This window comes from Actinoplanes sp. NBC_00393 (assembly GCF_036053395.1).
Lineage (GTDB): Bacteria > Actinomycetota > Actinomycetes > Mycobacteriales > Micromonosporaceae > Actinoplanes.
The window spans coordinates 7349445-7369764 of record NZ_CP107942.1; the positions used below are offsets into that span (position 1 = coordinate 7349445).

21 protein-coding genes and 1 pseudogene are annotated in these 20320 nt (G+C 69.9%); 11 read left to right on the top strand and 11 right to left on the bottom strand.

All coding sequences use genetic code 11. The annotated features are described in order from the left end of the window. Positions 1-42: 42 nt before the first annotated feature. From OHA21_RS33900 to OHA21_RS33910, 3 genes are read left to right on the top strand one after another with little or no spacing between them, the layout of a single operon-like run. Positions 43-501, top strand: a complete 459-nt coding sequence (locus OHA21_RS33900; RefSeq protein WP_328461922.1) for a hypothetical protein — start codon at positions 43-45, stop codon at positions 499-501. A gap of 40 nt (positions 502-541) precedes the next feature. Continuing rightward, positions 542-1174: a TetR/AcrR family transcriptional regulator gene (locus OHA21_RS33905; RefSeq protein ID WP_328461924.1), complete on the top strand. Its 633-nt coding sequence runs from the start codon at positions 542-544 to the stop codon at positions 1172-1174. After that, positions 1171-2748, top strand: coding sequence for an MDR family MFS transporter (locus OHA21_RS33910; RefSeq protein ID WP_328461926.1), 1578 nt, complete (start codon positions 1171-1173; stop codon positions 2746-2748). The genes OHA21_RS33905 and OHA21_RS33910 overlap by 4 nt, the downstream gene beginning before the upstream one ends. Before the next feature lie 67 nt (positions 2749-2815). Here OHA21_RS33910 and OHA21_RS33915 read toward each other — a convergent pair whose 3' ends face one another. Continuing rightward, positions 2816-3172 (bottom strand): STAS domain-containing protein, encoded by a 357-nt coding sequence (locus OHA21_RS33915; RefSeq protein WP_328461928.1) that lies wholly within the window; start codon positions 3170-3172, stop codon positions 2816-2818. A gap of 291 nt (positions 3173-3463) precedes the next feature. Between OHA21_RS33915 and OHA21_RS33920 the strand changes: the two genes are divergently transcribed. Next, entirely contained in the window at positions 3464-4453 is a 990-nt protein-coding gene (locus OHA21_RS33920) for an AraC family transcriptional regulator (RefSeq protein WP_328461930.1), read from the top strand. 2 nt (positions 4454-4455) lie between these two features. On the opposite strand, the gene OHA21_RS33925 is transcribed toward OHA21_RS33920, so the two are convergent. Both OHA21_RS33925 and OHA21_RS33930 read right to left on the bottom strand, forming a co-directional pair. Next, entirely contained in the window at positions 4456-4785 is a 330-nt protein-coding gene (locus tag OHA21_RS33925) for a hypothetical protein (RefSeq protein ID WP_328461932.1), read from the bottom strand. Positions 4786-5035: 250 nt separating this feature from the next. Continuing rightward, complete coding sequence (locus OHA21_RS33930; protein ID WP_328461934.1) at positions 5036-5935, bottom strand: Gfo/Idh/MocA family protein; 900 nt, start codon at positions 5933-5935, stop codon at positions 5036-5038. Positions 5936-6012: 77 nt separating this feature from the next. On the opposite strand from OHA21_RS33930, the gene OHA21_RS33935 reads away from it, so the two are divergent. Then, positions 6013-6378 (top strand): hypothetical protein, encoded by a 366-nt coding sequence (locus tag OHA21_RS33935; protein ID WP_328461936.1) that lies wholly within the window; start codon positions 6013-6015, stop codon positions 6376-6378. Then, positions 6371-6790, top strand: a complete 420-nt coding sequence (locus tag OHA21_RS33940) for a hypothetical protein (protein ID WP_328461938.1) — start codon at positions 6371-6373, stop codon at positions 6788-6790. Before OHA21_RS33935 ends, OHA21_RS33940 begins: the two co-directional genes overlap by 8 nt. A gap of 4 nt (positions 6791-6794) precedes the next feature. Here OHA21_RS33940 and OHA21_RS33945 read toward each other — a convergent pair whose 3' ends face one another. Genes OHA21_RS33945 through OHA21_RS33960 form a run of 4 tightly spaced genes read right to left on the bottom strand, consistent with a single transcriptional unit; the run spans position 6795 to position 11176 of the window. Further along, complete coding sequence (locus OHA21_RS33945) at positions 6795-8258, bottom strand: glutathionylspermidine synthase family protein (protein ID WP_328461940.1); 1464 nt, start codon at positions 8256-8258, stop codon at positions 6795-6797. Positions 8259-8261: 3 nt separating this feature from the next. After that, on the bottom strand, positions 8262-8666 hold the full coding sequence (locus OHA21_RS33950) for a hypothetical protein (protein WP_328461942.1): 405 nt from the start codon (positions 8664-8666) through the stop codon (positions 8262-8264). A 46-nt stretch (positions 8667-8712) separates the two neighbouring features. Continuing rightward, positions 8713-9477 carry a 3-oxoacyl-ACP reductase FabG gene (gene fabG, locus OHA21_RS33955; RefSeq protein WP_328461944.1) on the bottom strand — a complete coding sequence of 255 codons (765 nt, stop codon included), beginning with the start codon at positions 9475-9477 and terminating at the stop codon, positions 8713-8715. A 52-nt stretch (positions 9478-9529) separates the two neighbouring features. After that, the gene (locus tag OHA21_RS33960) at positions 9530-11176 is read right to left on the bottom strand and encodes an alpha-amylase family protein (protein WP_328461946.1); all 1647 of its coding nucleotides are present in this window, start codon (positions 11174-11176) and stop codon (positions 9530-9532) included. Between the two features lie 167 nt (positions 11177-11343). On the opposite strand from OHA21_RS33960, the gene OHA21_RS33965 reads away from it, so the two are divergent. Beyond that, a complete protein-coding gene (locus tag OHA21_RS33965) occupies positions 11344-12000 on the top strand; it encodes a DedA family protein (protein ID WP_328461948.1) in 657 nt (218 codons plus the stop codon). 10 nt (positions 12001-12010) lie between these two features. Here the strand turns inward: OHA21_RS33965 and OHA21_RS33970 are convergent, their stop codons facing one another. From OHA21_RS33970 to OHA21_RS33980, 3 genes and pseudogenes are all read right to left on the bottom strand, one after another. Beyond that, on the bottom strand, positions 12011-13207 hold the full coding sequence (locus OHA21_RS33970) for a carbohydrate-binding protein (RefSeq protein ID WP_328461950.1): 1197 nt from the start codon (positions 13205-13207) through the stop codon (positions 12011-12013). Between the two features lie 28 nt (positions 13208-13235). Then, entirely contained in the window at positions 13236-14516 is a 1281-nt protein-coding gene (locus tag OHA21_RS33975) for a chitinase (RefSeq protein WP_328461952.1), read from the bottom strand. Between the two features lie 224 nt (positions 14517-14740). Then, positions 14741-15027 (bottom strand): annotated as a pseudogene (locus tag OHA21_RS33980) (1,3-beta-glucanase); the annotation flags it as partial. Positions 15028-15102: 75 nt separating this feature from the next. Here OHA21_RS33980 and OHA21_RS33985 point away from each other — a divergent pair. Beyond that, positions 15103-16260, top strand: coding sequence for a carboxylate-amine ligase (locus tag OHA21_RS33985; protein WP_328461954.1), 1158 nt, complete (start codon positions 15103-15105; stop codon positions 16258-16260). Positions 16261-16840: 580 nt separating this feature from the next. Next, the gene (locus OHA21_RS33990) at positions 16841-17932 is read left to right on the top strand and encodes a polysaccharide deacetylase family protein (RefSeq protein ID WP_328461986.1); all 1092 of its coding nucleotides are present in this window, start codon (positions 16841-16843) and stop codon (positions 17930-17932) included. Here OHA21_RS33990 and OHA21_RS33995 read toward each other — a convergent pair. Further along, on the bottom strand, positions 17910-18752 hold the full coding sequence (locus tag OHA21_RS33995) for an Fpg/Nei family DNA glycosylase (RefSeq protein ID WP_328461989.1): 843 nt from the start codon (positions 18750-18752) through the stop codon (positions 17910-17912). The genes OHA21_RS33990 and OHA21_RS33995 overlap by 23 nt on opposite strands. Positions 18753-18875: 123 nt before the next feature. Here OHA21_RS33995 and OHA21_RS34000 point away from each other — a divergent pair, with 123 nt between their 5' ends. Next, positions 18876-19481, top strand: a complete 606-nt coding sequence (locus OHA21_RS34000) for an ATP-dependent Clp protease proteolytic subunit (RefSeq protein WP_328461991.1) — start codon at positions 18876-18878, stop codon at positions 19479-19481. 107 nt (positions 19482-19588) lie between these two features. Then, positions 19589-20206, top strand: a complete 618-nt coding sequence (locus tag OHA21_RS34005; protein ID WP_328461993.1) for a hypothetical protein — start codon at positions 19589-19591, stop codon at positions 20204-20206. Positions 20207-20320: the final 114 nt, after the last annotated feature.

Genomic DNA, 20320 nt, shown 5'->3' on the forward strand with positions numbered 1-20320 from the left:
CGTACAGACTGCCAGCAAGCGGCCGTAGGTAGGGTCGTCGTCATGACCGAATCCTGGCGGCATCTGCCCGCTCCGGCCCGGCCGATCGCGGCCGCGGCGACCGCCGCCGTCGACGCTGTCCGGGCCGGCGACGCGGCGGAGCTCGACGATGCCACCGACCGGCTGGCCGGGCTCGATCCGGCGCAGACCGGGCTGATTCTGGGCACAGTGGTGCGGTTGCTGCTGGAGGACGGGCATCCGGACGGGCTGACCGCCGACGACGTGCGGGCCGCGCTGGCGAGTTGCGTACGGTCCTGGCCCGCCGCCGACCCGCAGGTGGTGCTCTGGCTGCTGGCCGGCGCGCTCGGCGTGCTCGACGAGGACGGCGCACCGGCCCCCAAACCGGACGCGCTGGCCCGGCAGTCCGCCGTGCTGATCGCCGACCTGCTCAGCGGCCGTCCGGCGGCGCCCTGGCTGACCGCTGCTCTGGCTGAGATCGAGCGCACACAGCTGAACGATTAAAACTTTGCAGAAACTGCAAGATCGCGCGTAGCCTCGCCGGGTGCCCACCCCCGAGCGCCCGGCCGGCCTGCGCGAGACCAAACGCCGGCAGACCCGCCTCGCCCTGATCAGCGCCGCGCTCCGGCTGGTCGACGAGCGGGGCGCCGACCGGGTCACGGTCGACGAGATCAGCACGCTCGCCGAGGTGTCGCCGCGGACCTTCTTCAACTACTTCCCCACCAAGGAGGACGCCCTCGTCGGCGATCCGCTGGAGGGGTGCACCGACATCACGCAGCAGCTGCTGGCCGTACCGGGCGGCACCCACCTGCTGGACGCCCTCCTGGCGGCCCTCGCCCCGGCGATGCGCCAGATCCAGGAGGACCGGGCGCTCTGGCTGCTCCGGATGCGGGTGATCAGCAACAATCCGCAGCTCATGCCTCTGCTGATCGCCGCCGCGGCGACCGCCGAGCGGGAGCTGACCGAGGCGATCGCCCGGCGTACCGGGCTGGCCCTTGATCATCCGTTTCCGCCGCTCGCCGCCGCGGTCGCCAACGCCGCGCTGCGCGTCGCGGTGATGCGCTGGGCCGCCGACGAGACCGAGCGGCTGCTCTCCGACCACACCCGCGAGGCCTTCGGCACGGTCGCCGAGGGACTCGTCGCCCCTGACAGCACGAGCGAGGACTCCGCCGCATGACCACCACCCCCGAAACACCGCCCGCACCGGACGCCGAGTCGTCCGGCCGGATGTCGCACCGCGAGGTGATCCAGGCCCTCTCCGGCCTGATGCTCGGCATGTTCGTGAGCATCCTGGCCTCCACCGTGGTGGCCAACGCCCTGCCCCGGATCATCGCCGACCTCAACGGCAGCCAGTCGGTCTACACCTGGATCGTCACCACCGAACTGCTCGCCATGACGGCCACCGTCCCGCTCTGGGGCAAGATGGCCGACCTCTACAGCAAGAAACTGCTGATCCAGCTCTCGCTCGGCCTCTTCGTGCTCGGCTCACTGGTCGCCGGCCTCACGCCGAACGTGGAGGTTCTGCTGGTCAGCCGGGTCATCCAGGGCGTCGGCGCGGGCGGCATGACCGCGCTCGCGATGATCGTGATGGCCGCGATGATCCCGCCGCGGGAACTCGGCCGCTACTCCGGCATGTTCGGCGCGGTCTTCGGCGTCGGCACCATCGCCGGCCCGCTGATCGGCGGCGTCCTGGTCGACACCTCCTGGCTGGGCTGGCGCTGGTGCTTCCTGATCGGCGTGCCGTTCTCGGTGATCGCCATCGCGCTGCTGCAGAAGACCCTGCACCTGCCGGTGGTCCGCCGCGAGGTGAGCATCGACTGGCTGGGCGCGCTGCTGATCACCGCCGGGGTGAGCACCCTGCTGATCTGGTCGACCCTGGCGGGCGAGCACTTCGACTGGGCGTCCTGGCAGACCGCGGCCATGGTGGCCGGCGGTCTGGTGCTGCTCGCGCTGGCCGTGCTGGTCGAGTCCAAGGCCAAGGAGCCGATCATCCCGCTCGGCATCTTCCGGCACCGCACCGTCACCCTCGCGATCGTCGCCAGCGTGCTGGTCGGTGTGGCGATGTTCGGCGGCACGGTCTTCCTGTCGCAGTACTTCCAGATCTCGCTCGGCAAGTCGCCGACCGTCGCCGGCCTGATGGGTCTGCCGATGGTCTTCGGTCTGCTGATCTCCTCCACCGTCGCCGGCGCGCTCATCACCAAGCACGGCCGGTGGAAGGCGTACCTGGTGGCCGGCTCGGTCGTGATGACCGCCGGGATGCTGCTGCTGAGCACGATCGGGGCCACGACCAGCGTGGTGGTGCTCTCGGTCTACATGGCCGTGCTGGGCATCGGGGTCGGCCTGCTGATGCAGAACCTGGTCCTCGCCGCGCAGAACGACGTGCCCGCGGCCGAGCTCGGCGCCACCACCTCGGCGCTGACCTTCTTCCGCAGCATGGGCGGTTCGATCGGCGTCAGCGCGCTCGGTGCGGTCCTGGCCAGCCGGGTCACCTCGCTGTTCAGCGAGAAGTTCGGCACGGCCGCCTCCGGCGGCACCGCACAGGTCCCGGATCTGGAAACGCTTCCGCCCGAGGTGCTCACCGTGGTCAAGGAGATCTACGGTACGGCCACCGCCGACCTGTTCATGGTCGGTGCGCCGATCGCGTTCCTGGCGGTGATCGCGGTGCTCTTCATCAAGGAGAAGCCGCTGTCCACGCTCTCCGGCGACGAACGACGCGCCCAGGAGGAAGCGGCAGCCCTCGCCGCGCACTGACCCTCGAGACGGTGCCGGACGGTCATTATCGGACGTCCGGCACCGCTCAGACGGGTGAAAACCGGGCTCAGGACGGGCGCAGGCCCACCGAGGTCCGCGGTGACGGCGGCTCGGCGCACCCGAGCAGGCCGACCAGCCCGGAGACCCAGAGCTGCCGGTAGACCGTGGCGCTGGGGTGGCTCACCACAAGCTTCACGCCGCTCGCCGCGGCGGTGTGGAAGCAGGCCACCAGGATGCCGATCCCGATGCTGTCGATCAGCATGACCCGCTGGAGATCCAGACAGATCTTGCTCGGTGTCATGCTGGTCAGAACGTCATTGACGGCATCCCTCATGACGTGAGCGTTGTCGAGATCGATCTCACCGCTGGGTGCGATCTCGACAGTGCCGTCGGCCAGCTGGCGGGTCGTGATCGGCAGATACACAGCTGCCCTCTTCCTGGCATCGGGCCGGAGCCGACGCCGACTTTCCGCGGGGCACGGTGCGCCGAACCCGGAAAAAGGGGTCGTACGCGTGCGGCGCTCGCTGGGGGACACCGACCGGAACCCGCGTTCCTACAACAATCCGCTGGTCTGCAAGTTACGCCACGTAGGCGCGGAACGCCAGAGTAGTTCATATGGCCGGAATGTGCTGGAACGGTCACTGCGTGGCGTCTCCGTTGACTGTCCACAGACTTTGACCGAATACTCACCGTATGCGATGGAGCTCCGGTCGGCATGGTTGACGCCCTACCGAGCGCCACGTCGGCGCCGGGAGCGGCCTACTTCGACAGCGTCGAAGCCGAGTCGGCCCACGACCTACTGAATCGTTTCTACCGTCCGGTGTCGCTGGGCGCGCCGGACGGCGAGAAGGCCGAGGTGGGAGTGGAGGTGATCCAGCTCGGACCGCTGACCGTCGGACATTTCACCTTCGCCGGATCCGCCACGCTGATCGCGCCGGAGGCGGACGCGTACCACGTGACACTCCCGACCTCCGGGGCGATCCGCTCCCGGCAGGACGGGCAGGAGGTCACCGCCACCCCGGCGACCGCCCTCGCCTTCCGGCCCGGCGACCCGGTCCACCTGCGGCACGAGGCGAACACCGCGGAGCTCGAGGTACGGATCGAGAGCTGGGCGCTGGAGGCGGAGCTCGCCACCCTGCTGGGTCACCCGGTCGACGGGCCGATCGACCTGCCCGCCACCTTCGACCTCACCGAGGGGCCCGCGCACAGCTGGAGCCGGCTGATCAGATTGCTCCACGACGAGCTGGACCACGAGACCAGCCTGATCTACCAGCCGCTGATCGCCGAGCAGCTGTGCAGCAGCGTGCTGAGCGGGCTGCTGCTGAGCGTGCCGCACCGCTACCGCGACGAGCTGGTCCGGCCGGTCTCCGCGGGCCCACCGCGCGCGATCCGGCGCACGGTGGAGGCGATCAACGACGAGCCGGAGCGTGGCTTCACCGTCGCCGACCTGGCCACGATCGCCGGGATGAGCGTGCGGTCGCTGCAGGAGGGCTTCCGCCGGCACGTCGGGTGCGCACCCATGACCTATCTGCAGCAGGTACGACTGACCCGCGCCCGGGAGACCCTGCGGCGCGGTGACCCGGCCCGGATCACAGTGGCCACGGTGGCGCACCGCTGGGGATTCGCCCACCTGGGGCGGTTCGCGTCGGCGTACCGGCAGCGGTTCGGGGAGTCACCCTCCGAGACGTTGCGGACGACGCCGTAGCGTCACTCCCCCGGGTCGCAGCGCCGGGGCTGGGGCACCTCGCCGGCCCGGTGCGGGGCGGCCGTCGCGCCGAAGAGATGACCACGGGTCGGCACCCAGTCCCGCCAGGGGGCCAGCCGGGTCGGCACCGCGGCCAGGTCACCGTCGCCGGCGGCGCGCTGATGCCGCAGGTAGGCCACCACACGCTGGGCCGCCACCTCGCCGTTGCGGACCAGGCTGAGCAGCTCGTCCGGAGCGCGCCCGGTCGCGGAGTGCGACAGCAGCGCGGCCAGGCCGGCCAGCGCCTGCGCCGCCTCGTACGCGTCCCGCTCGGCGTCCCAGAGCCCGGTCACGCCCGGACCTCCACCCGTGCGGCCGGTTGCTTCCCTGCGGTGCAGTCGGTCATGTGGCGCATCCCCTCACCCCCACACCCACCCCGGGGTACGCCGTGAGGCTGCCAGAGCCTCAGCCGGACGTCCGACCCGGTGCGCGTGACAAGGCGAAAATGTATTCGGCTCGCTACTATGCGTCCATCCGTAACGCGCAGGTTCTGTCCAGTTAGCGCTCAGTTCGCCGTGATCCGGCTACCGGGCGTAGGGCGGATCAGCCCTCCAGCCGCACGGTCACCCGCTCCCGGATCGCCCGCTCGGCGGCGACCAGCACGGCGGTCACCTCGGCGCCGAAGCGCACGTCGCACTCCGGGCGCGCGCCACCCGCGACAGCGGAGATCAGCTGGTCCAGGGCCACGCCGAAAGCCTGTTCCGGGTCCCACACCGCGTCCGGCACCGGCACCACTCCGGCCCGGCCGGCGAACACGGCTTCCTCGCGTGCCGCGAGAGCGGGCGCGTCCACCGAAAGAGTGACCCGGCTGATCGCCCCGCCGGCGTGCCGGAGCAGCAGGTGGGTCAGATCCGGCTCGGCGGCCATCCCGGTCACCTCGGTGACCGGACCGAGCACCGGCACGACCAGCGCGAGCGCGTGCGGGCCGACGTCCCAGAGACCGCCGCGCTCCCGCCGCCAGGGCGAGGCGCCGAACGGGTTCCCATCCTCGAAGATCGAACCGAGATGGTCGACCCGGGCCTCGGTCCAGCCACCGGTGGCGACCGCCCCGGCGACGAAGCCGGAGACCTCCGGCGCGAAGCGCCGGGTGAAGAAGACCACCGAGGCAAGGTCACGCTCTGCGACTGCCGCGGCGAGAGCATTCGCTTCATCGGTACGCAGAGCGACCGGCTTGTCCAACAGGAGGTGCCGTCCCGCCTCCGCCGCGCGCAGGGCGATCGGCGCCTGCACATCGGGCGGCAGCGCGATCGCCACCGCGTCCACATCCGCGATCAACTCGTCGACGCCGGCGTAGGTCCGGACGCCGAACCGGCCGGCCAGATCGGCGGCCTTCGCCGGGTCCCGCCCCCACACGCCGGCGAACTCCACCCCGGGATGCGCCGCCAGCGCCGGTGCATGCGCCATGTGCGCCCAGGGGCCGGTTCCAAAAAGTCCGAAGCGCACTGAATCGACCACCCTTGTAGAAGCTGATCTCCAGGCCGGAAGTTACCAGCCCGCCGGGGCATCAGTAACCTGGCCGGGTGAACGGTGCCCTGTCGACCGCGACGATCGTCGCAGCCCTCCTGCTCGCGGCGTGGTACCTGCTGCGGGCCGCCCTGGACCGCGCCCCCAACCGGCTCGACCTGCTGCTCATGGCCGTGCTCGGCGCCCTGGTCGCGGTGCTCCTCGTGATCGCGGTCATCGGCCTCTTCGACGGCAGCCGGCCGCAGGACACCGCCACCTTCGCCGGCTATCTCATCACGACGCTGGCCTTCGCCCCGACGGCGCTGGTGCTGGCCAGGATGGAGCCGACCCGCTGGGGCAGCCTGATTCTCGGGATCGGCTGCCTCGTCCTGCCCGTTCTCGTGCTGCGGTTGCAGCAGATCGCGTCGGTGACCGGTGCCTGACACTCCCACCACCACCCGCCCGCAAGACGCCGCGCTGAACACCGGCCTCGGCCGGGTCCTCCTGCTGGTCTACGGCATCTTCGCGCTCTCCGCGAGCGCGCGCGCACTCGTACAGATCAGCACGCACTTCTCCGAGGCGCCGCTGGCCTACCTGCTCTCCGCCCTGGCCGGCCTGGTCTACCTGGCCGCCACCGTGGGCCTGGCCCGCGGCGGCCCGCGCGGCCGGATGATCGCCCTGGTCAGCTGCAGCATCGAGCTGGCCGGCGTGCTGATCGTCGGCCTGTTGAGCATCGTCGACGCGGTCGCCTTCCCCGACGACACCGTGTGGTCCCACTTCGGGAGCGGCTACGGCTACGTCCCGCTCGTCCTGCCGTTCATCGGCCTCTGGTGGATCTGGCGCCATAAAGCCTGACGAATCAGGCGTTGGACTCGATGGCGTGCGGGACGAAGTTGCAGGTGTTGCCGGTCACCAGGCCCTCGGTGCCGATGCCCTCGCGGATGCCCATGCCGGCCGGTTCCCCGTCGATGAGCCAGGCGCCGATCACCGGGTGCAGCGTGCCCTCCAGGCCCTCGAAGGACGGCAGTTCGCAGAGCTCCTGCACGATGTAACGGCCGTCAGCGCCGTACTCCGAGGGGTTTGCCGTGATCGGAACCCCGTCGCGGACCAGGGTGACCGAACCGCCTTCCCGGCCCCAGACCGGCTTCTTGGCGTAGGAGGTCAGCTTCGCCGCGCCGGAGGACTCGGCGAAATAGGCCGGCAGCAGGTACTTCCCGCGCTCCGGGTCGTCACCGAACAGCTTCCACAGCACCGGGAGCAGCGCCTTGTTGCCGAGCAGCGCGGCCTTGTAGGGCGGCTCGATCCAGACCGTGCCACGCTTCTCGGGATCGGCCATGTTGCGGAAGAAGGCCTTGCCGCCCTCCTCGTGCCAGAACCACTCCCACGGGTAGAGCATGAAGATCACGTCGATCGGCTCGGCCTTGTGTTCCTGACCCGGGCCGGGGACGAAGACGACCCGGTCACCGGCCACGTCCCAGCCGATCTGGCTCATCGCGATCAGCTCGACCGGGTAGCCGGCCTCTTCGGCGGTGGCCATCAGGTAGGCGACGTTCATCCGGTCCTCGCCGGACGTCTCGCTCGTCTCGTACGCGAAGAAGATCTTCGGCTTCTCCGGGAGCCAGGTACGGGCCTCGCGCAGCTTGTTGATGTTGCGCCGCCACGCTCCCGGGTCGCCCGGCTCGCCCGGGGTGGCCTCCCAGCCGACCAGCCGCTCGTGGATCGAGTTCCACTGGCGCCACTCGTGCTGGGTGACGCCGGTCTGATCCATCCAGTGCCACTGGATGACCGCGGCCTCCACCAGCGACGTCGGCGTCTGCGCGTTGAACTCGAGCAGCCGCGGCACGCTGCCGGCCCCGTTGTACCAGAGGTCGAAGCGGCCGTAGACGCTCGGCGAGTAGTCCGGCGTCTGCATCGGCAGACGCATGTCCGGATCCTTGTCGTAGTGCGTCCACGTCTCCGCGTCGCCGTCGAACCAGGTCCGCAGGATCTGCTCGTGGGTGTACTCCGGGATGCCGATGCGCGCCAGGAAACACGTCTCGTCGTTGCAGACCGAGGCGAAGAAGCCCTGCTTGCGGCCCTCGACCGTACGGCGCGGGCACTGCTGGACCATCCAGTCGCCGGCCTCCACGCACATCGCGTGCAGGGTGGCGGTGGCCGTCTCCAGCTCCTCGATCTCCGCCGCCGTGAAGTCGTAGTACGGCCCCTCCCGCCAGTACGACGTCATGGTGCCGTCCGGCAGCTCGGTGTCGTTGTACGTCAAGCCGAGGCTGAAGTTGGTGAGCTGCCAGCCGTCACGCACCGGCCCGTACGGAACACGTCGCACCGGTCAGCCCCCGGACGACGAGGACTTGCGGGAGCCGCCGCTGCCACCCTTGCCGACGACGCTGGTCTTCACCGTGCCGTTGGTGATCTTTCCGGCGGCCGGCAGACCGAACTTGGACCGGGAGGCGGCGTCGTTGTAGGCGAACTTGGAGCCGCCGGCGGGGAGCTTGTGCCCGACCGGGTATCCGGACCGGTACGCCGTGGAGTGCCAGATGAAGAAGCCGGCGCCGGGGTGGTAGCTGTCATCGTCGTCGCAGTAGTCCTCGTCGACGACCACACCGTTGGCGTCGGCGCAGTAGAAGCCCTGGTCCTCGTACTCATCGTTGTCGCACGCCGCCACACCTCCCGCGGCCAGCAGAAGAAACGTGCTGGTGAGCGACACGCTGCGGGAACTCATGCGTCGGTTCATGATTTCTTTGTAACTCTTCTCAGCAAGTTGCCAGCATCCGTCACGATCAGTCTTTCGGCCCGCCCGCGACATACACAACCTGTCCCGAGACGAAGCCTGCCCCGTCACTGACCAGGAAGGCTACGGTGTTCGCCACGTCTTCGGGACGGCCTGCCCGATTCACCGGAATCTGACTCACGGTCGCTTTCTCGAAATCTGCGAAATCGACCCCGATACGGGCGGCCGTCGCCCGGGTCATGTCGGTGACGATGAACCCGGGCGCGACCGCGTTCGCGGTGATGCCGAACTTGCCGAGCTCGATCGCGAGCGTCTTGGTGAAGCCCTGGATGCCGGCCTTGGCGGCGGCGTAGTTCGCCTGGCCGCGGTTGCCGAGCGCGGAGGTGCTGGACAGGCTCACGATCCGGCCGAAGCCGGCGTCGACCATGTGCTTCTGCACCGCCTTGCTGAACAGGAAGGCGCCGCGCAGGTGCACCGCCATCACGGTGTCCCAGTCATCCTCGGACATCTTGAACAGCAGGTTGTCGCGGAGCACCCCGGCGTTGTTGACCAGCACGGTGGGCGGGCCGAGCTCGGACACCACCCGCTCGACCGCGGCAGTCACCTGGGCCGGGTCGGCCACGTCCGCGCCGACCGCCACCGCCGTGCCGCCCGCGTCGTGGATCGCGGTCACCGTGTTGGCGCAGGCGCCCTCGTCGAGGTCGACGACGGCGACGGCCAGACCATCGGCGGCGAGCTTCAGAGCGATCGCCTCGCCGATGCCGCGCGCGGCTCCGGTGACGACGGCCACCCGGCGGGGTGCGGACTGCGACATTGCGGCCTCCGTAGTGATCTCCATTACCACTGACGGCCGATGCTAGTCCCGATCAGGCCGTCCTGCGCAGCCGGATCCACCGGTATCCGTGTCCCTCGACCCGGATCGCGTCGAGCTTGCCGGGCTCCGGGTACTCCTGGTCGGCCAGCACGTCGTTCGGAAAGTCGGCCTCGGCGGCCAGGCTGCTCAGATCGACCACACCCGGCTCGGTGCCCAGGTTGTGCACGAAGACCATCGTCCCGGTGCCGTCGTCGGCCCGGTGCACCAGCACGCCGGGCGGCACGGGCACGTCGACGTGCTTGCACTCGCCGCCGCCGATCTCCGGGGCCTCGCGCAGCGTACGGATCATCCGCTCGAACCAGGAGAGCAGCGAGTTCGGATCGTGCCGTTGCAGGGTGACGTTGACCTGTGAATAGCTGAACTCGCCGTCGGAGATGACCGGGCGGACCAGCTGGTCCGGGTCCGCGGTGGAGAACCCGCCGTTGGGCTGCAGCGACCACTGCATCGGGGTACGCACCGAGTGCCGGCCGGGCTGCTCGAGGTCGTCCCCCATGCCGATCTCCTCGCCGTAGCGCAGCACCGGCGTGCCCCGCAGGGTGAACTGCAGCGAGTAGGCCAGCTCGATGTGCCGCCGGTCGTTGCCGAGCATCGGCGCCAGCCGGCGGCGGATGCCCCGGCCGTAGAGCTGCATGTTCTCGTCCGGGCCGAACTTGGCGAACACGTCCGCACGCTGCTCGGTGGTGAGCCGGGACAGGTCGATCTCGTCGTGGTTGCGCAGGAACGTCGCCCACTGCCCACCCTGCGGCAGCTTCGGCGCGTCCCGGAGGGCGTCGATGACCTGCTCCGGGTCTTCTCGGGCCAGCGCCAGCATGATCCTGCTGTTCAGCATGAAGTCGAACAGCATGTGGATCCGGTTCGACGAGCCACCGGCATCCCCGAAGTACTCGGTGAGCTGGGCCGGCTCCACATTGGCCTCGGCCAGCAGGACCGCGTCGCCACGCCGCCACTGGACGTGCTGGCGCAGCTCGGAGAGGAATTCGAAGTCCATCGGCGAGGCCGGATTGCCGGGCTCGGTCTTCTCGATGATGAACGGCACCGCGTCCATCCGGAACCCGGCGACCCCGAGCTGCAGCCAGAACGAGCAGATCTTCTTGATCTCCTCGCGGACCGCCGGGTTGTTGATGTTCAGGTCCGGCTGGAACTTGTAGAACCGGTGGTAGTACCAGAGTTTCGCGGTGCGGTCGTAGGTCCAGGTCTCCGCCTGCTCGCCCGGAAAGACCATGCCCTGCTTGCGGTCCGCAGGCTCGGTCTCGCTCCAGACAAACCAGTCTCGGTACGGCGAATCCGGCGACGACCGTGCCGACTGGAACCACGGGTGCTGGTCGGAGGTGTGGTTCACCACCAGGTCGATGATGACCTTGATGCCGCGGTTGCCCGCCTCGTGCAGCAGCTCGGCGAAATCGCCCAGGTTGCCGAACCGCGGATCGACGTTGTAGAAGTCCGACACGTCGTACCCGTCGTCGCGGTTCGGCGAGGGGTGGATCGGGTTCAGCCACAGGCAGGTGATGCCCAGCCGGGACAGATAGTCGAGACGGCCGATCAGGCCGCGCAGGTCACCGCACCCGTCACCGTTCGAGTCGGCGAAGCTGTCGATGTCCAGGCAATAGACGACGGCCTTCTCATACCACCGGTCACTCATGGCCCTGTTCTTTAGCCACGCGCCCGCCCCGCGAAACGCCCTATGCCCACCGGACCGGCAGGTCGGTCATGGCCGGGGGATATCCCGATCAACGGTATATACGCGAGCCGGTTCGTACGCTGGATGGCGGGTACACCTCTGGCACCGACTTCCGAGGAGGACCACACATGGCCGAAGGCGATCTCACCAACCTCGGTGGACTGACCGGCTGGGTCGCTTCGGTGATCGACTCACTCGGCGAGGTCGGCGTCGGCCTGCTGGTCGCACTCGAGAATCTCGTGCCGCCCATCCCGAGCGAGATCGTCCTGTCGATGGCCGGTTACCTCGCCAGCGTCGGCCGGGTCAACCTGGTGCTGGTCTGGATCACCGCGACGCTCGGCGCGCTCGGCGGTGCGCTGCTGCTCTACTGGCTGGGCCGCGGGCTCGGTGAGGACCGGCTGCGCCGCTGGCTCGACAAGGTTCCGCTGGTCGACCTCGACGACCTGGACAAGGCGGACCGCTGGTTCTCCAAGCACGAGAAGTCAGCCGTGCTGATCGGCCGCTGCATGCCGGTGGTGCGCAGCCTGGTCTCCATCCCGGCGGGCGCCAACCACATGCGGCTCGGGCTGTTCATTCTGTTCACCACCCTCGGCAGCGGGGTGTGGAACGCGCTGTTCATCGGCGGCGGCTACGCGCTCGGGTCGCGCTGGCAGGACCTGGAGACGTACGCCCACTACTTCGACTACGCGATCTGGGCGTTCTTCGCCATCGTGATCGGACAGTGGGTGTTCAAGAAGGTCCGCAAACGCCGGCGCGCGGCCGCCCGGACGAGCGACCGCGCGTAGCGATGCTGGTTCAGAAGCCGGCGCTCACCTTGGTGAACGCCCAGTCGGCCTGGGCGATGCCGGAGCAGTTGGAGACCACTCCACCGCCGGCGCAGCCCCGGTCCCGGTTGACCGCCCAGAAGGCGAACCGGGCCAGACCGTTGTTCTTCGCGTAGTCCCGGATCCGGGTCCAGGTCTCCACCGAGGTCAGCTCCTGCTGGTCGGAGAGGCCGTTCATGCCGGAGATCCCGATCCGGGAGTACGCCTGCGCGTCGTTGAGGCCGAAGGTCGTCTTCAGCACGTTCTTCAGGCCCTCGGTGGCGCCGACCGTGGCGGCGTACATGTCCGCGTGGCCGCTGAAGTCGAACGGCATCTGGGTGAAGACGTCGATGTTCGCGTTCTTCGCCTTGGCCTGCTGGATCAGCCGTACGCCGTGCGCGTTCGGCCCGCTCGGCGTGGTGCCGAAGGTGAGGATGGTCTTCACGCCCGGGTTGCGCTGCTTGACGATCTTCAGCGCGTCGACGATCCGGTCCGCCACCACGTAGTTCTCGAACTCGTCGGTGTTCTCGATGTCGACGTCGATCGCCTTGAGCTGGAACGTGTCGATCACCTTCTGGTACGCCCCGGCCAGCGCCTCGGCCGTTGCGCAGTTCGGGCCGAGCTTGTTGCCGCTCCACCCGCCGATCGACGGAACGACGTCCGCGCCGGCCGCCCGGATCGCCGCGATGGTGCTGGCGTGCGCCCCGCCGGTGAGACCGGTCGAGCCGTCCCAGGCCGGGTTGCAGCCGTTGCTGGCGAGCACGAACGCCAGCGTGAACGCCTTGATCCCGGTCGCGTTGACCACCGTGGCCGGCGCCGGCGGGTTGCCCCAGCCGGGGTAGAGGTACGGCGCGGCGGCCATCTTGTTGCCGGTCGGCGGCGGCGTCGGCCCGGTCGTGGGCGGGGTGGTCGGCGGCGTGGTCGGGGTGGTTCCACCGCAGACCCCGTTGTCGATCCAGACGGCCCACTGGCTGCTGTTGGTGGCGGGTGACTCGCCCTGCGTCCACCACTTCGCGGTGTAGTTGTGGCCGTTCTGCGAGGCCACGTTGTCCTTGACGTAAACCGCGGACGCGCTCCACGCCGGGGCGCACGCGACGGCCGCGCTCGAGGTGGCCATCGGCAGGACCGCCGCGGCCGTACCGACCGCTGCGACTGCCGCGATGACGGCGATCTTCCTGCGCAGGTTCATGGGGATGCTTCCTGAGGGTCGGAGGGGGTCAGGGGAGGGTGGCGAGGTGCGGGTCGATCGTGTTGGCCCAGCCGTTGCCGTTGGTGACGTCCCAGTTGATCGACCAGGTCATCGCGCCGCGGATGCCCGGGTAGGTCGCCGGCGGCTTGAAGGTGCCGCAGTTGGTGCCCTTGGCCAGGCAGTCGAGGGCGGCGTTGACCACCGACGGGGCGACGTAGCCACCGCCGGCCGCGCGGGTGCTGGCCGGCAGGCCGAGGGCGATCTGATCCGGGCGCAGCCCGTTCTGCAGGGGGATGCAGGCCAGCGCGGTCAGGAAGTTCACGGTGCCCTGGCTGTACGCGGCGTTGTTGTCGCAGCCCAGCATCGAACCGGAGTTGTAGTACTGGGTGAAGACGACGGTGAGGATGTCCTTGATGTCCAGCGCCAGCTTGAAGTACGACGACTGCGGGTTCTGCATGTCGATGGTCTGCGGCGCCATCGTGATGATCAGGCTGCTGCCGACCTTGCTCCGCAGCGACCGCAGGGCCTGCGCCATATAGGTCGGGTTGAGCCCGTTCTCCAGGTCGATGTCGACGCCGTCGAAGCCGTAGTTCCTGATCAGCGTGTGCACCGAGTCGGCGAACGCGGTGGCCGCGGCGGCGCTGTTGACGGCGACCGTGCCCTTCTCGCCGCCGACCGAGATGATCACCTTCTTGCCCCGCGAGTGCAGGGTGGCGATGTCCGCCTTGAACTGGGCGTCGGTGTAGCCGCCGACCGCGGTGGCCAGGCCCGGGTCGAGGGTGAAGGTGACCGCGCCCTGGGTGGCGGTGGCGTCCGCGAAGGCGACCGCGATCAGGTCGTAGGTGGCCGGGACGGCGGCGAGCTTGAGCGGCGCGGCGCCGTTGTCGAAGTTCTGCCAGTACCCGGTGATGAAGTGCTTCGGCAGCGACCCGTTGCTGGGCGGATTCGTCGTCGGCGGAGTCGTCGTGGGCGGCGTGGTGGTCGGCGGCGTGGTGGTGGGCGGTGTCGTCGTAGGCGGCGTCGTGGTGGGCGGCGTGGTCGGGTTCGTGCCGCCCGCACAGGCGCCGTTGTTCGCCCACACGTCCCACTGACCACTGCGGACAGCCGGCGACTCGTTCTGCGTCCACCACTTCGCGGTGTAGTTCTGGTTGTTCTGCGAGACCACGTTGCCCTTGACGTAGACGGCGGCCGAGCTCCAGGCGGGCGCGCAAGCCGTCGCGGCCGACGCGTTGCCGGAGAAATACGTCGCCGCTCCACCGGCGACCAGCGCCGTGACCGTTGCGAGGATTACCGATCGGGTGCGCTTCATCGCCGTCCTTCCATGCACATCCGGTGAGATGCATCAATCTTTAGGACTGTTAACAGTAAAAGTAAAGAGGCCCGGCCTTAAACTTCCTTAAATCGCCAGGATGGGCCGCAGCCGCAGGTCAACGGCCACAGCCCATCTGTCTCAGTCGATAAAAATGTTTACCGGGTGAACTGGATCCAGTTCACGTTCACGAAGTCGGCGGGCTTGCCGCTAACGCCGACCGGGCGGGCCGCGGCGCCGAGCGCCCAGAACGCCGGCAGTAGCCGGCGGCCGCCGCACCGGTCACGTTGGGCTGCTGGATCCGGGCCTCCATGCGCATCCGGCCGCCCGCCGGTGCGGCGAAGTCGGTGCGCCGAGTCTCGACCCGGCCGGAGGTCCACCGGCCGGCGGAGTCGCGCAGCGGCTTGATCGCCAGGTTGCCGTTGCCGTCGTGGTAGACGTTCGTGGTCGAGTCGGTCATCGTCTCGACCTCGCCGGTGCCCCAGTTGGGCGCGCCGCCGGGATGGCCGGAGCTTGTCAATATGGGACGCGCGCCGATCTCTGAGCCACGGTTTCCGGGGAAAAGTCCCCGGGTATGGGTGCGGCCATGGAAACCGTCACCGAGGGCACCGAACTCCCCCCGGAGATCGCCGCCGAGGCCGAACGCCACGACCTGCTGACCCTCGGCGTCGAGGAGGAATATCTCCTGGTCGACGCGACCGAACCGCGTGCTGTCGAGGCGGTCGAGGCGGTCTTCGACGAGCTGCCGGACGAGCTGCGCGGCAGCGTGCAGCACGAGTACTACCGGAGCCAGATCGAGGTGGCCAGTCCGCCGCAGCTCGAGCTGGAGGGGCTCACCACGGCGATGCGGCGGCTCCGGTCCGAGCTCGCGGCCGCGACCGAGCGGGCCGGCGCCCGGTTGATCGCGGTCGGCACCGGCCCGGCCTCCGGACCCAACATGCGGATCGTGGACAACCCGCGGTACCACCGGATGCGCGAGCGCTTCGGCGACCTCTCCCCCGGGCAGGGCATGTGCGGTACGCACGTGCACGTCAGCATCCCGGACCCGGAGACCGGCGTGCAGGTTCTCAACCACCTGCGGCCCTGGCTGCCGATCCTGCAGGCCGCCACGGCGAACTCACCGCTGTTCGCCGGGCGCGACACCTGCTACGCCAGCTGGCGCTCGATGATGTGGGAGCGCTGGCCGACCGTCGGCCCCACGCCGTACCTGCAGTCGCACGAGCACTACCTGACGCTCATCGCCGACCTGGAGGCCAGCGGCGCGATGCTCGACGAGGGGATGCTCTATTGGTACGCGCGCCTCTCCGCGAGCTATCCGACGGTGGAGATCCGGATGGGCGACGTCACCCCGACCCTGGACGACGCGATCCTGCTCGCCGCCCTGACCCGGGCCCTGGTCGCCACCCTGCTGCGCGAGGTGCGGGAGGGGATCGAGGCGCCCGACGTGGCGCACCCGCTGCTGATGGCGGCGCACTGGCGGGCGGCGCACGACGGCCTCGAGGGCCTCAACATCGACATGGCGACCCGGCAGCCGCGCCCGGCCTGGCGGCTGATGCGGCAGCTCTTCGACTACGTGCGGCCGGAGCTGGAGCGGCACGGTGACCTGGAGACGGCCACGTTGCTGCTGGGCCGGCTGCGGTCGAACGGCACCGGTGCGGCCCGGCAGCGCGCCATCCTTGCCGGTGGCGAGCCGGTCGGCGCGGTGGTGGACTGGCTCGCCCAGGCCACCAAGGGCGAGGCCTGAACGGCTGGGAGCGATTCCAGACAGACGCCGGTCAATGCTCGGCGGTGAATAACACTGGTGGCATTCGACACGAGTACCGAGCGTGACCAGCGGGGATTCCGCTGCGTAATGGCACGGTGACCAATTCGGTCTCGCGCTCGATCTTGCGGCACGGTAGTCATGACGGATGCCGCCGCACACCTCGTCCCCCGCAGCGCCGCTGACCGGCGCGCAGAGCTCCACGGGCGGGCGGCACCGGCGGCCGGAATCGCTGGCCGACGCGGCCCAGGCGCAGCCGGCGGCAGCACGCCCGGTCCGGCCGCGGGTCGCGTTCACGGACGTCACCGAGGGCCGCCACGCACAGCCCGAAACACCGGCCGGCACCCGGCGCGCAACGCCGGGTTCCACCCGGTCCGCAATACCGGCTGCCGCTCGGTCCGCGACGCCGGGTTCCGCTCGGTCTGCGACTCGGGGTTCCGCTCGGTCTGTGACTTCGGCTTCCGCGAGGCATCGCGCGGAGGCGTACCCGAACAGGAGCGAAACGCGCCGGTCGCGCGCTGCCCGGCATGCGCAGGCCAGCGGCCGGGCCGGCACCCGCCCGGTGACCGGTACGCATCGCGCGCCCGGCACGCTGCCCCTGGAAACCTGGCTGGAGACCGCGAAGAAGCGGCCGCAGATCCTGCTCGGCACCCTGGTCGCGGCCGGGCTGCTGCTGACCGCCGTGCCGATCCCGCAGAGCGGCGGCGAGAACACCAGCGTGATGAACGTGGCCGCGCAGGCGGTGGCCGGCCGGATCACCGAGAAGCAGCCGGAGCGGCCGAAGACCGAGGAGCCCCCGGCCGCGGCCGCACGCCCGGCAGCCACCCAGACCGCCGCACCGCCGCCGCCCACGCCGGAAGCGACCCGCACCGCGCCGGAGCGTGAGGAGGCCGCCCCGGAGAGGGTGACCGTGCCGAAGGGTGACGGCCCGGCGAGCTCGCTGATCACCACCGGCTCGCAGGTGGTCATGCTGTCGTTCGACGACGGCCCGGACCCGAACGAGACCCCGAAGATCTTGGCTCTGCTCGACAAGTACCAGGTCAAGGCGGTCTTCTGCCTGGTCGGCACGCAGGCGCAGGCGCACCCTGAGCTGGTCCGGCAGATCGTCGACGCCGGGCACGTGCTCTGCAACCACACCTGGGACCACGACCTGGCGATCGGGAAGAAGAAGCCGGACAAGATCCGCGATGATCTGGATCGGACAGCGGCGGCGATCCGGGCCGCGGTTCCGGACGCCGAGATCCCGTACTTCCGGGCGCCGGGCGGCAACTTCACCGACCGGCTGGTCGAGGTGGCGTACGGGAAGCAGATGACCTCGCTGTACTGGGAGGTGGACCCGCGCGACTGGTTCCACCCGGCCGGCGAGACCTACGACCAGCGCGTGAAGCGGATCGTCGACGAGGTGAAGAAGAACACCCGGCCCGGCTCGATCGTGCTGGCCCACGACTTCAACCAGCCCGCGACCACCGAGGCGTTCGAGCGGCTGCTGCCCTGGCTGACCGAGAGATTCCAGGTCGGCCTGCCCGGCGACCCGGTGCGGCCGGCCGAGCCGGAGCCAAGCACGCCGGCCGAGCCGGAGCCGACCACGCCCGCTACCCCGCAGCCGTCCGGGTCGGCCACCGCGCCGGAGGTCACCCCTTCCGTGCCCGCCTGACCGGGCGGTCCGCGGCGGGCTGGCAGGTCGGGCACCAGTAGAGGTTGCGGCCGGCCATCGGGCCGCGGGCCACCGGGGTGTCGCAGACCAGGCAGGGCTGGCCGGGGCGGCGGTAGACGTACACCTCACCGCCGTGCCGGTCGACGCGCGGCGCCCGCCGCATCGCCTCCGGGGTGTGCTCGGTGTGCACGGTGTCGATCCGGCCGCGCGCGACGCCCTCCTTCATCAGCGCCCGCAGGTCGTCCCAGAGCGCGGTCCAGCGCGCCGGGTCGATGGCCGCGCCCGGTGTCTCCGGCGACAGGCCGGCCCGGAACAGCACCTCGTTGGCGTAGATCAGGCCGCAGCCGGCCACGATGGACTGGTCCAGCAGCAGGGCGAACAGCGGCTTCGTGCTGGAGCGGACCCGGGCGTACGCGGCTGCCGGATCGGCGTCGTCGCGAAGCGGGTCCGCGCCGAGCCGGGCCCGCAGCAGGTCCACCGCGGCCGGCTCCAGCACCTCGCACGCGGTCGGCCCGCGCAGATCGAGCCAGTGACCAGAACCGGTCAATCGCATGCGAATCTGCCCGACCGGCTCGGGCATCGGCAGCTCGCCCTCGGTGAACTTGCCGTACAGGCCGAGATGGACGTGGACGATCCGGTCGTCCTCGTAATGATGGAGCAGATGCTTGCCGTACGCCTCGGTGTCGAGCAGCACGCTCCCGTTGATCAGCGCGGCGCCCGCGGCGAAGCGGCCCTGCGGGCTGCTGGCGGCCACCGGCCGCCCGGTGAAGAGCTCGCGGTGACGCATCGCGAGGCGGTGAATCGTATGTCCCTCCGGCACACGATCAAAGGTAGCCGCGCATTATGCCGAGAGCGGATTCGCCCTGAGGGGAATTGCTGGGATCCGGGCGCGCCCTGGGAGAGGGTGTGAGACGTAGAACAGCGGATGCGAGAGGGTGGGTCCATGACCATTGACACGACCATGCGTGGCGGCGGCGCGACCTTCGACGACCAGGTCTTCGAGCGCCTGCTCCGGGAGCGGATCATCTTCCTCGGCAGCGAGGTCAACGACGAGGTGACCAACCGGATCTGCGCGCAGATGCTGCTGCTCGCCTCCGAGGACTCGGAGCGCGACATCGCCCTGTACATCAACTCCCCGGGCGGCTCGATCAGCGCCGGCATGGCGGTGTACGACACCATGCAGTACATCAAGAACGACGTGGCGACCATCGCCATGGGCATGGCCGCCTCGATGGGCCAGTTCCTGCTCTGCGCCGGCACCCCCGGCAAGCGGTACGCGCTGCCGCACGCCCGGGTGATGATGCACCAGCTCTCCGGTGGCATCGGCGGCACCGCGGCGGACATCGCCATCCAGGCCGAGAGCATGCTGCACATCAAGCAGGTGATGAACGAGCGGATCGCGTTCCACACCGGGCACACCCCGGAGGAGATCGAGCGCGACTCGGACCGGGACCGCTGGTTCACGGCCGAGCAGGCCAAGGAGTACGGCATCGTCGACCACGTCATCCGGCAGGCGTCCGACGTGCACACCGGTGCGCCGCTGCGCTGAGCCACCGTCACACACGAGGGGTACGCGTCGCGTGCCCCTCGTGTCGTTTCCGGGCGGTGCGGGTATAGAGGCACGTCATACCCGTACATCGTCAAGGAGGTGCTGACGTGAGGATCCCGACGTTCTCCCGCCAGACCACGGCCGATAACACGGACGCCGACCGCACCGAGACGGTCGCGACGCATCGTGAGAACCGGCCGGCGCAGCATGACCCCCGGCCGCCGGTCAGCCCCCGACGGGACGACACCGCGACCACGGCGACCATTCCGGCCGCCCGCACGGAGGTGGACCGCGCCGCCGCGGTCGACCGGGACCGCAACACCACCGGCCGCGCCACGGTGAACCCCACCGTCGCCGACCGCACCACCGACCGTCCCGCTCCGGTGCCGGTCGCCGACCGCAAGCCGCGGGCCAGCATGCTCGCCACCCTGGGCCTGATCCTCGGTGTGGCCGGTGCGCTCCTCGTGCTCTCCGGACCGCTGCTGGGCTGGGGCATCGGCGTGGCCGCCGTCGCCCTGGTGCTCTCCATGGCCGGCCTGTTCGCGACCCGTAAGCGGCACATCGCGGGCAAGACCGACGCCCTGATCGGCCTGATCCTGTCGATCGGCGCCATCGTCGTCGGCATCCTGGCGCTGGCCGGGCAGCTGTCCTGGCTGGGCACCGACATGCAGCCGGCAAACGATCTCCGCCAGTGGCTCGACACACAGTTTGAGACCCGATTCTGACGGGTATCTGACATTCAACGCCGGTGATGCACCGGCAACGTACCCCTCGGAACCGGGACGACGTCTGGCGTCGGCCCGCCCCGAAAACACTCCGGCGGTGCGCTGGAGATCGCA

Excerpts from the sequence above, each read along its gene's own strand:
- fabG (WP_328461944.1), bottom strand. The coding sequence starts at position 9,477 with ATGTCGCAGTCCGCACCCCGCCGGGTGGCCGTCGTCACCGGAGCCGCG.
- OHA21_RS34000 (WP_328461991.1), top strand. The coding sequence starts at position 18,876 with ATGACCATTGACACGACCATGCGTGGCGGCGGCGCGACCTTCGACGAC.
- OHA21_RS33975 (WP_328461952.1), bottom strand. The coding sequence starts at position 14,516 with ATGAAGCGCACCCGATCGGTAATCCTCGCAACGGTCACGGCGCTGGTC.
- OHA21_RS33900 (WP_328461922.1), top strand. The coding sequence starts at position 43 with ATGACCGAATCCTGGCGGCATCTGCCCGCTCCGGCCCGGCCGATCGCG.
- OHA21_RS33910 (WP_328461926.1), top strand. The coding sequence starts at position 1,171 with ATGACCACCACCCCCGAAACACCGCCCGCACCGGACGCCGAGTCGTCC.
- OHA21_RS33950 (WP_328461942.1), bottom strand. The coding sequence starts at position 8,666 with ATGAACCGACGCATGAGTTCCCGCAGCGTGTCGCTCACCAGCACGTTT.
- OHA21_RS33960 (WP_328461946.1), bottom strand. The coding sequence starts at position 11,176 with ATGAGTGACCGGTGGTATGAGAAGGCCGTCGTCTATTGCCTGGACATC.
- OHA21_RS33965 (WP_328461948.1), top strand. The coding sequence starts at position 11,344 with ATGGCCGAAGGCGATCTCACCAACCTCGGTGGACTGACCGGCTGGGTC.
- OHA21_RS33920 (WP_328461930.1), top strand. The coding sequence starts at position 3,464 with ATGGTTGACGCCCTACCGAGCGCCACGTCGGCGCCGGGAGCGGCCTAC.
- OHA21_RS33985 (WP_328461954.1), top strand. The coding sequence starts at position 15,103 with ATGGAAACCGTCACCGAGGGCACCGAACTCCCCCCGGAGATCGCCGCC.
- OHA21_RS33970 (WP_328461950.1), bottom strand. The coding sequence starts at position 13,207 with ATGAACCTGCGCAGGAAGATCGCCGTCATCGCGGCAGTCGCAGCGGTC.